This is a genomic window from Streptomyces sp. HNM0575 (assembly GCF_012726265.1).
GTDB lineage: Bacteria > Actinomycetota > Actinomycetes > Streptomycetales > Streptomycetaceae > Streptomyces.
Genome location: NZ_JAASAG010000017.1, coordinates 43,243 through 62,969, shown reverse-complemented (window position 1 = coordinate 62,969; position 19,727 = coordinate 43,243). Strand labels below are relative to the sequence as shown.

The 19,727-nt window shown below is 74.2% G+C and carries 1 protein-coding gene (running past one end of the window); it reads right to left on the bottom strand.

Annotated elements, in window-relative coordinates:
• Positions 1-19,727: the 5' portion of a type I polyketide synthase gene (locus tag HCC61_RS28770; protein WP_169140556.1), read on the bottom strand. Its footprint begins 9,061 nt before the window's first position; the window shows 19,727 of its 28,788 coding nt (coding positions 1-19,727); it begins with the start codon at positions 19,725-19,727; the stop codon falls past the left edge of the window.

Here is a 19,727-nt window from a genome sequence, read left to right as displayed (position 1 = left end):
GAGCCGCGCAGCGTGCCCGGGTCGATTCCGGCGCGCTCGATCGCCTCCCACGAGGTCTCCAGCAGCAGCCGCTGCTGGGGGTCCATCGCCAGGGCCTCGCGCGGTGAGATGCCGAAGAAGGAGGCGTCGAAGTCGGCGATGCCGCTGAGGAATCCGGCTTCGCGGGTGGCGGACGCCCCGCCGGCCAGTGCGGCCAGGTCCCAGCCGCGGTCGGCGGGGAAGGGGCTGACGCCGTCGCGGCCCGAGGCCAGCAGGTCCCACATCTCCTCGGGGCCGGTGACGCCTCCCGGGAAGCGGCAGCCGATGCCGACGACGGCGACGGGATCGTCCCCGACGGCGCCCGATACGGCCGCCACGGGCGCGAGCGCGGGGGCGGCGGGTGCGGACTCGCCTGTGACGTGGGCGAGTTCGGCGAGGAGGAAGCCGGCGAGCTCCAGCGGGCTGGGGTAGTCGTAGACGACGGAGGCCGCCAGGCTCAGGCCCGACGCGGCGGCGAGGCGGTTGCGCAGCTCCAGGGTGGTCAGCGAGTCGAAGCCCAAGTCGCGGAAGGCGCGGTCGGGTTCGATGTCGCGGGTGTCGGCGTGGCCGAGTACGGCGGCGATCTGGCCGCGTACCAGGTCCAGCACGGCACGCTTGCGGTCGGCGTCGGACAGCCCGGTCAGTTCCTGCCGCAGCCGCGGTTCGTCCGCCGGCTCGGAGCCGCGTCCGGAGGCCCTCATGCGCTTGACCTCGGGCAGCTCCTCGACCAGGGGCGCGGAGCGCAGTCCGGCGATCGCGGGCAGGAACCGGTTCCAGTCGATGTCGGCGACGGTGACCGCGCTCTCGCCGCCGTCGACGGCCTGCCACAGGGCGGCGAGGGCCTGCTCGGGCGGCAGCGGCGTGAATCCGCCGCGCCGCAGCCGGGCCTCGACGCCTTCGTTGTCGCCTGCCATGCCGCCGCCGGCCCACGGGCCCCAGGCGATGGAGGTGGCGGGCAGGCCCTGGGCGCGGCGGTGCTCGGCGAACGCGTCGAGGTAGGCGTTGGCGGCGGCGTAGCTGCCCTGTCCGGCGGCGCCGAGGACGGCCGCGGTGGAGGAGAACAGCACGAACGCGTCGAGTTCTCCCGTCAGTTCGTGCAGGTTGCGCACGGCGTCGGCCTTGGCGCTCAGCACGGTGGCGAAGTCCGCGGGCGTCAGGTCCTCGACGAGGGAGTCCTCGACGACGCCGGCGGTGTGGACGACGGCGGTGACGGTGTGCTCGCCGAGGACGGCGGCGAGCGCGTCCCGGTCGGCGGCGTCGCAGGCGGCGATGGTCACTTCGGCGCCCAGGCCGGTCAGTTCGGCGGCCAGTTCCGCCGCGCCGGGGGCCTCGGATCCCCGCCTGCTGAGCAGCAGCAGCGAGCCGGTGTCCGCGGCGGCCAGTGCGCGTGCGACATGTGCGCCGAGCGCTCCGGTGCCGCCGGTGATCAGCACGGTGCCGTCGGGCCGCAGCCGGCGCCGCTCGTCGCCGCGCAGGGAGGGCGCCGGGCTGTGCGCGAGGCGGCGTGCGTAGACGCCGGAGGCCCGTACGGCGACCTGGTCCTCGCCGTCGCCGGAGGCCAGGACGCCGGCGATCCGGCGCAGGGTGTGCTGATCGGGCTGCTGCGGCAGGTCGATCAACCCGCCCCAGCGCAGGGGGTGTTCGAGTGCGACGACACGGCCCAGGCCCCACAGGGCGGCCTGTTCGGGGCTGCGGAGGTCCTCGGACCGGCCGACCGATACGGCGCCCCGGGTGACGCACCACAGAGGCGCCTCGTAGCCGGCGTCGCTGAGCGCCTGCACGGCGGTGACGGTACGGGTGAGGCAGGCGGGCACCCCGTGGCCGGGAACCCCGCCTTCGCTCTCCCCCGCTGCGAGCAGGGAGAGGACGCCTGCGAACCGCGGCCCGTCGGCGACGAGTTCACTCAGCCGTGCCGCCAGTGCCTCCCGGCTGTCCGCGGTGGTCTCCAGCACGGTGGCGCGGGCGCCGAGCGCACCGGTCAGTTCGCCCCCGTCGTGTCCCTCGGGCGTGAGGACGAGCCATTCGCCGGTGAGGGTGCCGGAGACGGTGACGGGCCGCCAGTGCACGCCGTAGCGCCAGCCGTCGAGGGTGGACTGCTGCTGCCTGCGGCGGCGCCAGGAGGAGAGGGCCGGGACGACGGCACCGGCGGTGGTCTCGTCGAGGTCGAGTACGGAGGCGACGAGGGCCGGGTCCTCGCGTTCGACGGCGGACCACAGTTCGGCGTCGGCCGGGTCGGCGGTCTTGGGACCGGGCGGCGCGGTCTCGGCCTCGGGCCAGTAACGCCGGTGCTGGAAGGGGTAGGTGGGCAGGTCGACCCAGTCGGTGCCGGCGCCGTCGAAGAGGGCGTTCCAGTCGACGGCGGTGCCCCGTGTGTGCAGGCCGGCGACGGCGGCGAGCAGTCCGGGCTCCTCCTCGCGGTCCTTGCGGAGTGCGGGGAGCAGGTGCGCGCCGGCTTCCGTGGCGCGCTCGTGTGCCATGCCGCACAGCACGGAGTCGGGGCCGAGTTCGAGGACGGTCGTCACACCGTCCTCGTGGAGGGTGCGGACGGCGTCGTCGAAGCGGACGGTGTCGCGGACGTGCCGCACCCAGTGCTCCGGATCACACACATCGCCCGAGACCGCCACCGGAATCCGCGGCCGCTCGAACGACAACCCCGACACCACCGCACGGAACTCCTCCAACACCGGCTCCATCAACGGCGAATGGAACGCATGCGAGACCCGCAACCGCCGCGTACGCACACCCTGCGCCTCGAACCGCTCGGCAATCTGAAGCACAGCCGCCTCATCACCGGCCACGACCACCGAGGACGGCCCGTTCACCGCCGCCAGCGACACACCCTCGCCCAGCAGCGGCACCACATCCGCCTCCGCCGCCTCCACCGCGACCATCGCACCACCCTCAGGCAGCGCCTCCATCAACCGCGCACGCGCACACACCAACGCACACGCATCCTCCAACGACAGAACACCCGCCACATGCGCCGCCGCGATCTCACCGATCGAATGACCCGCAAGATGATCCGGACTCACCCCCAGCCACTCCACGAGCCGGAAAAGAGCCACCTCCAACGCGAACAGAGCGGGCTGCGCCCACCCCGTACGGTTCAGCGCCTCCTCGTCATCACCCCACACCACCTCACGCAGCGGACGCTCCAACTCCACATCCACAAACGCCGCCACCGCATCGAACGCCTCCGCGAACACCGGAAAACGCCCGTACAACTCCCGCCCCATACCGAGACGCTGACTCCCCTGCCCCGAGAAGACCACCGCGGTGCGGCCCCGGGAGGCGGTGCCCTGGACGAGTGCGGCGTCGGGCCGTTCGTCGCGCAGCGCGGTCAGGCCGCGGACGAGGGTGTCGCGGTCGGCGGCGAGGACGGCGGCCCGGCGTTCGAAGGCGGAACGTCCGGTGGCGAGGCTCCATGCCAGGTCCGGGGTGTCCGTCTCCGGTTGCCGCTCCAGTAGCCCCAGCAGGGCGCCGGCCTGGTCGCGCAACGCGTCGTCCGTGCGGGCGGAGACGAGCACCGGCCAGGTGGAGATCTCCGGATGCGGGAGGCGGGGCGCGCCCTCCTCGCTCTCCTCGCCCTCCTCGGGCGCGTCGGCGGCCGTCTCCGCGTCGGGGGTCGTCTCCGCGTCGGGGGTCGTCTCCGCGTCGCCGTCGCGTTCCGCGGCCGACGGCGCGGTCTCCGCCGGGGCCTCTTCGAGGATGGTGTGGACGTTGGTGCCGCTGAGCCCGAAGGAGGAGACTCCGGCGCGGCGGGCCCGTCCGGTGCCGGGCCAGTCCGCTTCCTCGGTCAGCAGCTCGATGGCGCCCGTGGACCAGTCGACCTTGGTCGAGGGACGGTCCACGTGCAGGGTCCTGGGCAGCCGCCCCTCCCGGAGGGCCATGACCATCTTGATGACTCCGGCGACGCCCGAAGCCATCTGGGTGTGGCCGATGTTGGACTTCACCGAGCCCAGCAGCAGGGGCCGTTCGGCGTCGCGGTCCTGCCCGTAGGTCGCCAGCAGCGCCTGCGCCTCGATGGGGTCGCCGAGGGCCGTGCCGGTGCCGTGCCCCTCGACGGCGTCGACTTCGCCGGGGCTGAGGCGTGCGTTGGCGAGGGCCTGTTCGATGACGCGCTGCTGCGAGGGCCCGTTGGGCGCGGTCAGCCCGTTGGAGGCGCCGTCCTGGTTCATGGCGGAGCCGCGTACGACGGCGAGCACCGGGTGCCCGTTGCGCCGGGCGTCGGAGAGCCTCTCCAGCATCACGAGGCCGGTGCCTTCGGCGAGGGTCATGCCGTCGGCGGCGTCGGAGTAGGCCTTGCAGCGGCCGTCGGGGGCGAGGGCGCGCTGGCGGCTGAAGCCGACGAACGCGCCGGGAGTGGCCATGACGCTGACGCCGCCCGCCAGGGCGAGGGAGCTCTCGCCCTCGCGCAGCGACTGGCAGGCCATGTGCAGGGCGACCAGCGACGAGGAGCAGGCCGTGTCGAGGGTGACGGCCGGGCCTTCCAGCCCGAAGAGGTAGGCCATGCGTCCCGACAGGACGCTGGAGAGCGTGCCGGTGATCATGTGGCCTTCGGAGCCGTCGGCTCCGCCGGGCACACCGCTCGTGTAGTCCTGGTATCCGGCGCCGATGAAGGTGCCGGTGCGGCTGCCGCGCAGCGTCGCCGGATCGATGCCGCAGCGTTCGAAGGTCTCCCAGGCGGTCTCCAGCAGAAGCCGCTGCTGCGGGTCCATCGCCAGGGCCTCGCGCGGTGAGATGCCGAAGAAGCCGGGGTCGAAGTCGGCCGCGTCGTGCAGGAATCCGCCCTGCACGGAGTAGCTGCTGCCGGGCCTGTCGGGGTCCTCGTCGAAGAGGGCGGCGGAGTCCCAGCCGCGGTCGGTGGGGAAGCCGGAGACGGCGTCGGCGCCGCCGAGCACCAGATCCCACAGTTCCTCGGGCGAGGTGACGCCGCCGGGGTAGCGGCAGCCCATGCCGATCACGGCGATGGGCTCGTCGGTGGCGGCGGGCGCGGCGGCGGCCGGCGCGGTGGGCCGTCCCTGCACGCCCATGATCTGCGAGAGCAGGAAGTCGGCGAGCACCACCGGGTTGGGCCGGTCGAAGACCATGGTGGTCGGCAGGGACAGTCCGGTGGCGGCGGCCAGCCGGTTGCGCAGGTCGACGGCGGTGATGGAGTCGAAGCCCGCCTCGCGGAAGGCGCGGTGCTCGGGCAGCGCGTCGGCGGAGGTGTGGCCGAGTACGGCGGCGGCTTCGGAGCGCACGAGGTCGAGCAGGGTGCGTTCGGCCTCGGCGGGCGGCAGTCCGCGCAGCCGGGCACCGAACTCCCCCACCTCCGGGGAGGCGGCGCCCTGTTCGGCGGCGTCGGTCAGCTGCCGTACCTCGGGCACCTCGTCGAAGAGCGTGGTGGGGCGCGAGGAGGTGAAGACGGGGTGGTAGCGGCCCCAGTCGACGGCGGCGACGGCGAGTTCGCCCTCGCCGTCCACGAGGGCGCGTTCCAGTCCGGCCAGGGCGAGCCGGGCGTTCATGAACTCCAGTCCGCTGCCGCGGATTTCGTCGGAGTCGACGCGGCCGAGGCCGATGTCGTCGGACCAGATGCCCCAGGAGAGGGCGGTGGCGGGCAGGCCGCGGCCGCGGCGTTCGGCGGCGAGCGCGTTGAGGTAGGCGTTGGCGGCGACGTACGCGGAGTGCCGGCCGCTGCCCCACATGCCGGAAATGGAGGAGAACAGCACGAACGTGTCGAGGTCGTCGCCCAGCAGCGCGTCGAGGTTGGCGGCTCCGGCGGCCTTGGCGTGGGTGATCTCGGCGAACGCCTCGTGGGTGGCGTCCTCCAGGGTGTGCGTGCCGATGACGGCGGCGGTGTGCACGACGTTGCGGACGGTGTGGCCCGCGTCGTGCAGGTCTTGGAGCATGGCGGCGAGCGCGTCGCGGTCGGTGATGTCGCAGGCGACGACGGTGGCGGTGGCGCCCAACTCGGCGAGGTCTGAAACGAGTTGGTCCGCTCCGGGCGCGTCGGGGCCGCTGCGGCTGGTCAGTACGAGGTGCCGGGCTCCCCGGTGGGCGAGCCAGCGGGCGATGTGCGGGCCGAGGGTGCCGGTGCCGCCGGTGACGAGGGTGGTGCCGCGCGGTGTGAAGCCGTCGTCGGCGCCGCCGCGCACGGGTGCGGGCGCCAGGCGGCGGGCGAGGACGCCGGAGGCGCGCACGGCGAGCTGGTCCTCGCCGGTGGTGCCGGACAGGACCGTGGCCAGACGCTGTGCGGCGCGCTCGTCGAGGGTCTCGGGCAGGTCGACGGTGCCGCCGACGCGGCGCGGGTGCTCCAGTGCGGCCGTCCAGCCGACGCCCATCACCTGGGCCTGGAGCGGGCTGGTGAGGCGGTCGGAGCGGCCGGTGCTCACGGCGCCGCGGGTCAGGACCCACAGCGGCGCGTCCGTCCCGGTGTCGCCCAGGGCCTGGACGAGGGTGACGGTCAGTGCGAGTCCGGTGGTCAACTCGGGCCGGAGCGCGCAGGGTTCCTCGTCGGCGGCGAGCAGCGACACCACGCCGGAGGCCTCTTCGGCGCCCGCGAGGCGGGCGGCGAGCACGCCGCGGTCGGTGCAGGTCTCATCGAGCACGGCGTGCCGCACGCGGGCGCCGTGCCGGGTGAGGGCGTCGGCGACCTGCTGCACGTGCCCGGGCCGGCTCTGCTCGGTGCGTTCGCTGCTGACGAGGAGCCACTCGCCGCCGAGGGAGGCGGGGCGGGTGCCGGTGAGCGGCTTCCAGCGCACGCGGTAGCGCCATGAGTCGGCGGTCGAGCGTTCACGGTGCTGCTGCCGCCAGGAGGAGAGTGCGGGCAGCACGGCGGCCAGGGACTCCTCGTCGACGTGCAGGCTCCGGGTGAGCCGTGCGTAGTCGGCGCTCTCGACGGCGGACCAGAACTCCTCGTCGGCGGGGTCGGCCTGCCCGGGGCGCTGGGCGTGGGGGCCGGGGCCGCCGATCCAGTACCGCTCGTGCTGGAAGGCGTAGGTGGGCAGTTGCACGCGCCGGGCGTCGCGTCCGGCGAAGCGTCCCCGCCAGTCGACGTGCACGCCCCGTACGAAGGCCTCGGCGACGGAGGTGAGGACGCGGTGCATGCCGCCTGCGTCGCGGCGCAGCGTGCCGACGACCACGGCGCGGGCCGAGGCGTCGGCGACGGTGTCCTCGACGCCGGGTGCCAGCACGGGGTGGGCGCTGACCTCGACGAAGGCGCGGTGCCCTGCGTCGAGCAGCTGCTCCACGGCTTCGGTCAGGTGCACGGTCTGCCGCAGGTTGCGGTACCAGTATTCGGCGTCGGTCTGCTCGCCGTCGATCCACTCTCCGGTGACGGTGGACAGGAACGGGATGCGGGGACGCTGCGGCCGCACCGGGGCCAGCTCCCGCAGCAACTCCTCGTGGAGGTCGGCGACATGGGCGGAGTGGGAGGCGTAGTCGACCTCGATGCGGCGCACCCGTACGCCCTCGTCGGTGAGCTGTCCGCACAGCTCGTCGAGGGCGCCCAGGTCGCCGGAGACCGCCGCCGAGCGCGGGCCGTTGACGGCGGCTAGGGAGAGCCTGCCCTCCCACTGCTCCAGGCGGGGGCCGAGTTCACCGGCGGGCAGCGCGACGGAGACGATGCCGCCCCGTCCGGCGAGTTCGCGGGCGATGGCCTGGCTGCGCAGGGCGACGACGCGGGCGGCGTCCTCCAGGCTGAGGGCGCCGGAGACGCAGGCGGCGGCGATCTCGCCCTGGGAGTGGCCGATGACGGCGTCCGGTTCGACGCCGTAGGAGCGCCACACCTCGGCGAGGGAGACCATGACGGCGAAGGTGGCGGGCTGCACCACGTCGACGCGGTCGATGGAGGGTGCGCCGGGTGCGTCGCGCAGCACGTCGGTCAGCGACCAGTCGGTGTAGGGGGCGAGCGCGGCGGCGCACTCGGCGACGCGGGCGGCGAACACGGGTGATTCGTCGAGGAGTTGGGCGCCCATGCCGGCCCACTGGGTGCCCTGCCCGGGGAAGAGGAAGGTCAGCGGCCCCTCTTGGCCGACGGTGCCGCGGACGACGTCGGCGGCGGTCTCCTCGCCGAGCAGGGCGTCCAGTCCGGCGCGCAGCTCGCCGCGGTCGCTGCCGAGTGCCACGGCCCGGTGCTCGAAGACGGCCCGGGAGGCGAGGGCGAGTCCGATGTCGGCCGCGTGCCAGTCCTCTTCGGCGTCGACGGCGGCGCCGATCCGGTCGGCTTGGTCGCGAAGCGCGGTCTCCGTACGGGCGGTGAGCACCCACGGCAGGGTGCCGGGCGGTTCCTGGCCCGCGGGCGGCGCGGCCGTCCCGTCCTGCTCGGGCAGGACGGTGCCGGGCACGACGGCCCCTGTGGGCGCGGGGAGCCGGGGCGCTTCCTCCAGCAGCGTGTGCGCGTTGGTGCCGCTGATGCCGAAGGAGGAGACGGCGGCGCGGCGGGGGCGTCCCGTCCGCGGCCATTCGACGGGTTCGGCCAGCGGCGCGAGCGCGCCGGAGCTCCAGTCGACGTGCGTGGAGGGCGCGCCCAGGTGCAGCGTCTGCGGCAGGGTGCCGTGCTGCATGGCCAGCACCATCTTGATGACGCTGGCGACGCCCGCGGCGGACTGGGTGTGGCCGATGTTGGACTTCACGGAGCCGAGCAGCAGCGGACGGTCGGCGTCGCGGTCCTTGCCGTACGTGGCCAGCAGCGCCTGCGCCTCGATGGGGTCGCCGAGGGTGGTGCCGGTGCCGTGGGCGTCGACGGCGTCGACTTCGGACGGGTCGAGCCCGGCGTTGGCGAGGGCCTGGAGGATGACGCGCTGCTGGGAGGGACCGTTGGGCGCGGAGAGCCCGTTGGAGGCGCCGTCCTGGTTGACGGCGGAGCCGCGTACGAGTGCCAGTACGGGGTGCCCGTTGCGCTGCGCGTCGGACAGCTTCTCCACCAGGAGCACGCCGATGCCCTCGGAGAGGGTCATGCCGTCGGCGTCGTCGGAGAAGGACTTGCAGCGGCCGTCCCTGGCGAGGGCCCGCTGCCTGCTGAAGGCGATGAGCGGCTTGGGATTGGGCACGATGGTGGCGCCGCCGGCCAGGGCGAGGGTGCTCTCGCCGCTGCGCAGCGACTGGCAGGCCAGGTGCAGGGCGACCAGCGAGGAGGAGCAGGCCGTGTCGACGGTGACGGCCGGGCCTTCCAGTCCGTAGACGTAGCTGACGCGTCCGGACAGCACGCTCGGTGAGCTGCCGGTGACCTGGTAGCCCTCGGAGCCATCGCCCGCGCCGCCTTCCCCGTACTCGATGTAGCTGGATCCGATGAACGCGCCGGTGCGGCTGCCGCGCAGCGCGGCGGGGTCGATGCCGGCCCGTTCGACGGCCTCCCATGTGGTCTCCAGCAGCAGCCGCTGCTGGGGGTCCATGCCGAGCGCCTCGCGCGGGGAGATGCCGAAGAAGCCCGCGTCGAACTCGGCGGCGTCGTGGAGGTATCCGCCCTGCGTGGTGTAGGTGGTGCCGGGGTGGTCGGGGTCGGGGTGGTGGAGCGCGGCCATGTCGAAGCCGCGGTCCTCGGGGAAGTCGGTGACGGCGTCGGTGCCGGAGGCGAGCAGGGACCAGAACTCCTCGGGCGTGCCGGCACCGCCGGGGAAGCGGCAGCTCATGCCGACGATCGCCAGGGGCTCGTCGCCGCCGTCGGACTCGGCGCGGCGCGCCTGCGGCTCGTCGTCGGCGCCGACGATGCGGTCCCGCAGGTGGGCTGCGAGCTCCCGGGGGCTGGGGTGGTCGAAGACGAGGGTGGCGGGCAGCGGCACGCCCGTGGCGCGCACCAGGCGCTTGCGCAGTTCGACCGCCGTCAGCGAGTCGAACCCGATGTCGCGGAAGGCGCGTTGCTCGCCGACGTCCTCGGCGGAGCTGTGCCCGAGGACGGCGGCGGCCTCCTCGCGTACCAGCGTCAGCAGCCGCCGCCGCTGCTCGGCGTCGCTCAGGCCGCGCATCCGTGCGGCGAACTCGGAGGTCTCCCCCGCTGCCCGTTCGGCCTCCTCGGCCAGGGCCCGCACCTCGGGCAGGTGGGCGAGGAGGGGGCTGGGCCGCACCGAGGTGAAGACGGGGGCGTAGCTCTCCCAGTCGACGTCGGCGACGGTGACCGTCACGTCGTCCTGCACCACGGCGCGGCCGAGTTCGGTGACGGCGTGCTGCGGCGGCAGCATGCTCAGGCCGCGCCGCACCAGGTTGTCGGACATGACCTCGTGGGTGGCCATGCCGGTCTCGGCCCAGGGACCCCAGGCGATCGACGTGGCGGTGAGGCCGCGGGCGTGGCGCTGCTCGGCGAGGGCGTCGAGGAAGGCGTTGGCGGCGGCGTACGCGGCCTGGTTGCCGGCGCCCCACACGCCGGCGATGGACCCGAAGAGCACGAACAGGTCGAGGTCGCGGTCGCCGAGCAGCTCGTCGAGGTGGATGGCGCCGGCGACCTTCGCGGACAGCACGTCCGCGAACTCGGCGGGGGTCATCTCCTCCAGCGGCGTGGACTGGCCGACTCCCGCGGTGTGCACCACCCCGGTCAGGGGCGGCTGCGCGGTGAGGCCGTCGAGGAGCCGTGCGAGGTCGTCCCGGTCGGCCACGTCGCAGGCCGCGATGTCGACGCCGACGCCCGACTCCTCCAGTTCGGCGCGGAGTTCGGCGGCGCCGGGCGCGTCGGGGCCGCGACGGCTGGTGAGCACCAGGTGCTGTGCGCCGCGGGAGGCGAGCCAGCGGGCGACGGTCGCGCCGAGGCCGCCGGTGCCGCCGGTGACCAGGACGGTGCCGCGCGCGGTGAACGCGTCGTCGGCGGGCAGCGATTCGACGGTGCGGTGGGCGAGGCGCCGTCCGAAGACCCCGGAGGGCCGCATCGCGAGCTGGTCCTCCCCGTCGGACGTGGTCAGCAGGGAGGGCAGCCGGTCGAGGAGCTGTACGGCGGGGTCGGCCGTCTCCGCGGCGCCGTGCGCGGACGCGGTGTCGTGCCCGGATTCGGCGCCATGCGTGGAGGCGGAGGGGTTACCGGGCGCGGCGGGCAGGTCGATCAGGCCGCCCCAGCGTTCGGGGTGTTCCAGCGCGGCGACGCGGCCGAAGCCCCACACGGCGGCCTGGGCGGCGGATGCGACGGGGTCGTCGGCGGGGCCGGTGCTGACCGCGCCCCGCGTCAGCGTCCACAGCGGGGCGTCGAGCGTACGCACCACGGCCGCGGTCAGTGCCATGCCGCGGGTGAGGACCGACTGCCCGTCGCTGTGCGGGCGTTCGTCGAGCGCGAGCAGCGACACCGCGCCCTGGATGTCGTCGTCGCCGGGCAGCAGCGCGGCGAGGGTCTCCTCGTCGGCGCAGCCCTCGTCGAGCGTCACGCGCTCCACGTGGGCGCCGTGTGCGCTGAGCGTGTCGTGGATGCGGGAGGCCAGCTCGTGCCGGGCGTCGTCGTCGCCGGTGACGAGCAGCCAGGTGCCCCGCAGAACGGGTGCCGCGGGCAGGCGCAGCGGCGCCCACAGCACGCGGTAGCGCCAGGAGTCGAGCAGCGTCTTCTCCCGGCCGGCCTGGCGCCAGGAGGAGAGGGCGGGCAACAGCGAGGCGAGGGAGGCCTGTTGTTCCTCGCCGAGGGAGAGCAGCGCGGCGAGCTCTCCCGCGTCGCCGCGGTCGATCGCCTCCCACAGCAGGTCGCTGGACGGGTCGGCCTCGCCGGGTGCGGACTCGTCGGGTGCCTGCGGCCAGTAGAAGTCGTGCTGGAAGGCGTAGGTGGGCAGGCCGGTGCGGCAGGCTCCGCTTCCTGTGAAGTAGGCGTCCCAGTCGACGGCTACGCCGCGGGCGTGCAGCCGGGCGAGTGCGGCGTCGAGGGCGGCGGTCTCGGAGCGGTCGGCGCGCAGCAGCGGCACCAGCCGTGTGGCGTCGCCGCCTTCCTCCGCGGTGGCTTCCTGCTCGGCCGTGCCACCGGCTTCCTCTTCGCCTTCCGGGGGCGTCGCGGCGAGCACGCTCTCCGCCATGGCGAGCAGCCCGCCGTCGGGGCCGGCTTCGACGAACGTGGTGGCGCCTGCGCGGCGCAGCGCCCGGACGCCGTCGGCGAAGCGGACGGTCTCCCGCGCGTGCCGCACCCAGTACTCCGGGGAGGCGACCTGCTCGGCGGTGACGACGTCGCCCGTGAGGTTGGAGACGAGCGGGATGGCCGGTGCGGCGAAGTCGAGCTGCGCCACGGCCTGCCGGAAGTCCTCCAGCATGGGGTCGGTCAGTGGCGAGTGGAAGGCGTGCGAGACCGTCAGCGCCTTGGTGCGGCGGCCGAGTCGGTCGAAGTGCGCGGCGACGCGGTCCACTTCGCCGGCGTCGCCCGACACGACCACGGCGCGGGGCCCGTTGACGGCGGCGAGGGAGATCCGCCCGGTCAGCAGCGGGACGACCTCTTCCTCGTCGGCCTCCAGCGCGGTCATCGCACCGCCCGGCGGCAGGGCCTGCATCAGCCGGGCACGGGAGGCCACCAGGGCGCAGGCGTCCTCCAGGGACAGCACTCCGGCGGCGTGTGCGGCGGCGATCTCCCCGACGGAGTGCCCTGCCACCGCCTGCGGCCGCACTCCCCAGGAGAGCAGCAGCCGGTGCAGCGCCACCTCCAGGGCGAACAGGGCGGGCTGCGTCCAGCCGGTCTCGTGCAGCAGCGCCGCCTCGGCGGTGTCCTCCTCGGCGAAGAGGACGTCGCGCAGGGGCTGTTGGAGATGCCCGTCGAGGTGGCTGCCGATCAGGGAGACCACTTCGTCCAGCGCTTCGGCGAAGACGGGGAAGCGCTCGTACAACTCCCGTCCCATGCCCGGCCGTTGGCTGCCCTGCCCGGAGAAGAGCAGGGCGAGACGCCCGGGTTCGGCTTCGTCCTCGACGACGGCGCCGTCTGCGGAGTCGGCGGCCAGCGCCGACAGCGCCCGCAGCGCCTCGTCCCGCTCCCCCGCCACGACGGCGGCGCGCCGCTCGAACGCTGTGCGGGTCGCGGCCAGGGAGTAGGCCACGTCGAGGACGGGGACCTCGGGGTATGTCTCCATGTGCCGGCGCAGCCGCGCCGCCTGGTCCCGCAGCGCACGGCGGGACTTGGCCGAGAGCGGGAGCGGCACGGTGCCGGTACGGAGGGGGCCCCCGGCCGCGGGAGCCGGGAAGACGGCCGGGGGCTGTTCGAGGATGACGTGCGCGTTGGTGCCGCTGATGCCGAAGGAGGAGACGGCGGCCCTGCGCGGGCGGCCCGTCTGCGGCCAGGGCGAGGCGGACGTCAGCAGTTCGACGGCGCCCTCTTCCCAGTCCACGTGGGAGGAGGGCGAGTTGACGTGGAGGGTCCTGGGCAGTTCGGAGGCGCCCAGCGCCATCACCATCTTGATGATGCCGGCGGCACCTGCGGCGGCCTGCGTGTGCCCGATGTTGGACTTCACCGACCCCAGCAGCAGCGGCTGTTCGCGGTCCTGCCCGTAGGTGGCGAGCAGCGCCTGTGCCTCGATGGGGTCGCCGAGGGACGTGCCGGTGCCGTGTGCCTCCACGGCGTCCACGTCGGTGGTGGCGAGGCCGGCGGACTCCAGCGCCTGCCGGATGACGCGCTGCTGGGACGGGCCGTGGGGCGCCATGAGTCCGTTGGACGTGCCGTCCTGGTTGACGGCGGAGCCGCGTACGACGGCCAGCACCCGGTGCCCGTTGCGCCGCGCGTCGGAGAGCCTCTCCAGTACGACGAGGCCGACGCCCTCGGCCCAGCTCACGCCGTCCGCGGAGTCGGAGAACGCCTTGCACCGGCCGTCGGGCGCCAGGCCCCGCTGCCGGGAGAACTCGATGAGCGCCGTCGGGGTGGACATCACGGTCACGCCGCCGGCCAGCGCGAGCGAGCACTCCCCCGAGCGCAGCGCCTGCATCGCCCAGTGCATCGCCACCAGCGACGAGGAGCAGGCGGTGTCGACGGTGACGGCGGGACCCTCCAGGCCGAGGGTGTAGGAGACCCGCCCGGAGACGATGCTCGGCGAGGTGCCGCTGCCCTGGTGGCCCTCGAAGTCGCCGCCGGCCAGCCGGGCGCCGTAGTCGTTGTACATGACGCCCGCGAAGACGCCGGTGTCGCTGCCGCGCAGCGAGGCGGGGTCGATGCCGGCGTGCTCGAAGGCCTCCCATGTCGTCTCCAGCAGCAGCCGCTGCTGGGAGTCGGTGGCCAGGGCCTCGCGGGGCGACATGCCGAAGAAGGCCGCATCGAACTCGCCCGCGTCGTGCAGGAATCCGCCGGAGCGGCTGTAGGTCGTGCCGGGGTGGTCGGGGTCGGGGTGGTAGAGCCGCTCCACGTCCCAGCCGCGGTTGGTGGGCAGCCCGGAGACGGCGTCGCCGCCTTCGGAGACGAGGCGCCACAGCTCGTCGGGTGAGGTGACGCCGCCCGGGTAGCGGCAGCCCATGCCGACGATGACGATCGGGTCGTCGGCGGTGTGGGGGCTGCGGGGCGTCTTCCGCGTGCGTGGCGCCACGGCGGCCTCGGAGCCGAGGAGTTCGTCCAGCAGGTGCCCGGCGAGCAGCCGGGGCGTGGGGTGGTCGAAGACCATGGTGGCGGGCAGTCGCAGACCCGTGGCGGCCGTGAGCTGGTTGCGCAGCTCGACGGCCGTGAGCGAGTCGAAGCCCAACTCGCGGAACTGGCGCTCGGGTTCGACTTCGCCGCCGTCGGCGTGCCCGAGTACGGCGGCGGCATGGCCGCGCACCAGCCTCAGCAGCGCCTCCTGACGCTCCTCCCCGCTCATCCCCTCCAGGCGGCGCACGAGGGAGTCGGCGGTCTCCGAACCCGCCAGGGCCCGGCGTACGCGCGTGCGGATCAACCCGCGCAGCAGCGGCGGCACTTCGCCCCGGGACTTCAGCACGGGCAGGTCGAGCCTGACGGGTACGAGCGCCGCCTGGTCGGCGGCGAGGGCCGAGTCGAACAGCTTCAGGCCTTCGTCCGTGGTCAGCGGCGGCATGCCCGAACGGGACATCCGCTCGGCGTCCGCCTCGGCGAGCATGCCCTCCCCGGCCCAGGCGCCCCACGCCAACGACACGGAGGGCAGGCCGAGTTGACGGCGGTGGACGGCGAGCGCGTCCAGGAACGCGTTCGCGGCCGCGTAGTTGCCCTGACCGGCGTTGCCGAAGACTCCGGCGGCGGAGGAGAACAGCACGAACGCCGACAGGACACGGTCACGGGTGAGTTCATGCAGGTTCCAGGCGGCGTCCACCTTCGGACGGAACACGGCCTCCACGCGCTCGGGCGTCAACGACTCGATCACACCGTCATCCAGCACGCCAGCCGCATGGACCACCGCACCGACCGGGTGCTCCGCCAGCAACGCCGACAGCGCCTCGCGATCGCCGACGTCACACGCAGCGACCTCCGCCCGCGCGCCCTGCTCCGCCAGTTCAGCGGTCAACTCCTCTACGCCGTCGGCCTCCTGGCCCCGGCGCGACACCAGCAGCAGATCCCGTACACCATGCTCGGAGACCAGATGCCGCGCCACGACCGCACCCAGACCACCCGTACCGCCCGTCACCAGCACGGCTCCGTCCACGTCGCCCAACGGGGCCGGGGACGGTTCCGCGGAGGCGACGCGCGCGAGGCGCGGGGCCCGTATCTCGCCCTCGCGGAGAGCCAGTTGGGGCTCGTCGGCGCCAATGGCCCGCGGGAGTGCTTCGACGGACGCGTCCGACGCGTCGAGGTCCAGCAGGCCGAACCGGCCCGGGTGCTCGGACTGCGCCGAACGCACCAGACCCCACACCGCCGCGGCCGCCGGATCCTCACCGGAGACCGCACCACGGGTCACGAACACCAGCCGTGAACCCGCGAACCGCTCCTCGTTCAGCCACAGTCGGACCAGGTCCAGAGCGCCGGTGGTGAGCGAATGAGCCGCACCCGCCGCATCCACCTCCGCGTCCGGGTCCTCGCCCGCCTCCTCATCCGTCCCACCGGACAGCGGCACGAGAACCACGTCCGGCACCACCTCACCGACAGCGCCCACATCCGCATGGGCGTCCGCGTCAGCCAGCCCATGCGCGAGACCCAGCGGATCCGGACCGACGACGGCCACGGACTTCCCGGACTCCCCGGAGGGCTCCGCGGCGGAGACCTTGACCCACTCCAGGCCGAAGAGCGCGTCGCGCGAGGCCTCGGCCGGGGCGGTCTCCGCCTGCGAAACGGCCCTGAGGACAAGGGAGTCCACGGAGGCGACGGGTGCGCCGGCGGTGTCGGCCACGTCGATCGTCATGGCTCCGCCGGCGCCGCGTGCGAGCCGGACGCGCAGCGCCGTGGCGCCGGAGGCGTGCAGCGTGACGCCTTCCCACGCGAACGGCAGCCCCGCCGCTCCCTGTTGGCCGCCGTCGCTCCCGCCGTCGCTCCCGCCGTCGAGCAGAGCCGCGTGCAGTGCGGAGTCGAGCAGGGCGGGGTGCAGTCCGAAGCCTTCGCCGCTCTCGGTGCCTTCGGGCAGTGCGACCTCGGCGTATAGGTCTCCGTCGCCGCCGCGCCAGGCCGTTCGCAAGCCCTGGAACAACGGCCCGTAGTCGAAGCCGAGTTCGGCGAAGCGTTCGTAGCATCCGTCGGTGTCGAGCTGTTCGGCGTCCTGCGGCGGCCACACGGAGGCGTCGAAGCCGGGGGCGGGAGCGCCGGTGGTGAGGACGCCGGTGGCGTTGGGCGTCCAGGGCCGGGAGTCGTCATCGTCGGGCCGTGAGTGGACGGTGACGGTGCGCCGTCCCGCGGCGTCGCTCCGGCCGACGGAGACCTGCACCTGGACGCCCTGGTCGTCGGGGACGGCCAGCGGCGAGGTCAGGGTGAGTTCCTCGACGTGGTCGCAGCCGACCTCGTCGCCGGCCCGAACGGCCAGCTCCAGAAAGGCGGTTCCGGGCAGCAGGACGGTGCCGCGCACCCGGTGGTCGGCCAGCCAGGGGTGGGACTGGAGGGAGAGCCTGCCGGTGAGCAGTGCGCCGTCGGTGTCGGCGAGCGAGACGGCGGCGGACAGCAGCGGGTAGTGGGCCGCGCCGAGCCCGGCGGAGCGCAGGTCGGCGGGCTGCCCGAAGCCGCCGCCGCGCGGCCAGTAGCGCTTGCTCTGGAAGGCGTATGTGGGCAGGTCGACGTGGCGGGCTCCGGTGCCGTCGAAGTAGCCGTGCCAGTCGACGCTGAGGCCGTGGGCGTGGAGGCGGGCGAGGGCGGTGGTGGCGGCGGCGGGCTCGGGGCGTCCGGCGCGCAGCAGCGGAACTGCCGTGAGGCGGTCGTCGGCGCCGTCGTCCAGGCATTCCTGTGTCATGGCGGACAGCACGCCGTCCGGGCCGAGTTCCACGAAGCCGGTCACGCCGTGGTCGCGGAGCCATGCGACGGCGTCGGCGAAGCGCACCTCGCGGCGGGCCTGTTCGAGCCAGTAGCCGGAGGAGGTGAGCTGCTCGACCTGGGCCTGCTCGCCGGTGACGCCGGAGATCAGCGGTGTGAGGGGCTCGTTGAGGGTGAGGCCGTCGACGACTCGGCGGAAGTCCTCCAGCATCGGTTCCATGTGCGGGGAGTGGAACGCGTGGGAGACGTCCAGGCGGCGGGTCTTGCGTCCTTCGGCCTCGAAGTGGGCGGCGATCTCGGTGACGGCGTCGGCGTCGCCGGATACGACGACGGAGCGCGGTCCGTTGACGGCGGCGAGGGAGACCCGCCCTTCGCGGGCGGCGATCAGCGGCGCGGCCTCCTCCTCGCTCGCCTCCAGGGAGACCATGGCGCCGCCGGCGGGAAGGGCCTGCATGAGCCGGCCGCGGGCGGCCACCAGCGTGCAGGCGTCCGGCAGGGAGAGCACTCCGGCGGCGTGTGCGGCGGCGATCTCCCCGACGGAGTGTCCGGCGAGGTGGTCGGGCCGCAGCCCCCAGGAGGCGGCCAGCCGGTGGAGGGCGACCTCCAGCGCGAACAGTGCGGGCTGCGCGTAGGCGGTCTGTTCGAGGGCGCCGGCGTCCTCGCCCCACATCACCTCGCGCAGCGGCCGTTCCGTCTCGCCGTCCAGGTGTCCGAGCACCTCGTCGAGCGCGTCGGCGAACACGGGGAAGCGGGCCGCGAGTTCGCGTCCCATGCCGAGTGTCTGGGCGCCCTGCCCGGTGAACAGGAACGCCACCTTGCCGCGGCTCTGGGCGTGCCCGCGCACCAGCCCCGCCGTCTGCTCGCCGGCGGACAGGGCCCGCAGGGCGTCCCGCAGCTGTGCGGTGGTCTCCGCCACGGCGACGGCCCGGTGCTCGAACGCGGTGCGGGTGGTGGCGGCGGAGTGGGCGAGATCGAGGAGGCGGGGCGCTGCGTCGTCCTCGACGAGGGTGAGCAGCCGGGCGGCCTGGGCGCGCAGGGCGTCGCGGGACCTGCCGGAGACGGGCACGGGTACGGCGCCCGCGTCGGCGACGGTCCCGGGCTGCGGGGCGGCCTCGTCGTCGGCGGGTTCGGGGGCCTGCTCGACGATGGTGTGGGCGTTGGTGCCGCTGATGCCGAACGAGGAGACGGCGGCGCGCCTCAACTCCCCGGTCTCGGGCCAGGGTTGGTGATCGGTGAGCAGCCGTACCGCGCCCGCCGACCAGTCGACGTGCGAGGAGGGGGCGTCGACGAGGAGCGTGCGGGGAAGCTCCCCGTGCCGCATCGCCATGATCATCTTGATGACGCCTGCGACGCCGGCGGCGGCCTGGGTGTGGCTGATGTTGGACTTGACCGAGCCGAGGAGCAGCGGCCGGTCCGCCTCCCGGTGCTGCCCGTAGACGGCGAGCAGCGCCTGCGCCTCGACGGGGTCGCCGAGGGTGGTGCCGGTGCCGTGCGCCTCGACGGCGTCGACCTGTGCGGCGGTCAGCCGGGCGTCGATCAGCGCCTGCTGGATGACGCGCTGCTGTGAGGGCCCGTTGGGCGCGGTCAGCCCGTTGGAGGCGCCGTCCTGGTTGACGGCGGAGCCGCGCAGGACGGCGAGCACACGGTGGCCGTTGCGCTGCGCGTCGGAGAGGCGCTCCAGCACCAGTACGCCGGCACCTTCGGCCCATCCGGTGCCGTCTGCGGAGTCGGCGAAGGAGCGGCAGCGCCCGTCGCCGGACAGTCCGCCCTGGCGGCTGAACTCCGCGAACGTGGCCGGGCTGGACATGACGGTGCAGCCGCCCGCCAGGGCCAGGGAGCATTCGCCGGCGCGCAGCGACCGGGCGGCCAGGTGCATCGTCACCAGCGAGGAGGAGCAGGCGGTGTCGACGGTGACGGCGGGGCCCAGCAGTCCGAAGGTGTAGGAGAGGCGGCCGGAGAGGACGCTGTGGGAGTTGCCGAGGAGCTGGAATCCGTCGCCGGCGTCCTCGGGGCCGACCTGGTAGTCCTGCGCCATGGCGCCGACGAAGACGGCCGTCTCGCTGCCCTTGAGGGACGTGGGGTCCATGCCGGCGCGTTCGACGGCCTCCCAGGTGACCTCCAGCAGCATGCGCTGCTGCGGGTCCATGCCGACGGCTTCGCGCGGGGAGACGCCGAAGAATCCGGCGTCGAAGTCGGTGGCGCCGTCGAGGAATCCGCCGAGGGAGGTGTCGGAGAGGCCGGTGAGTTCCGGGTCCCAGTTGCGGTCGGTGGGGAAGCCGGAGATGCCGTGGCGTCCTTCGGCGACCATCCGCCACAGGTCCTCGGGTGAGGAGATGCCGCCGGGGTAGCGGCAGCCGATGCCGATGACGGCGATCGGCTCCTGGGCGGCCGCCTCGACCTCCTGGAGCCGCTGCCGGGTCCGCCGGAGGTCCGCACCGGCTCGCTTGAGGTAGTCGCGAAGCTTCTCTTCGTTGTCCAT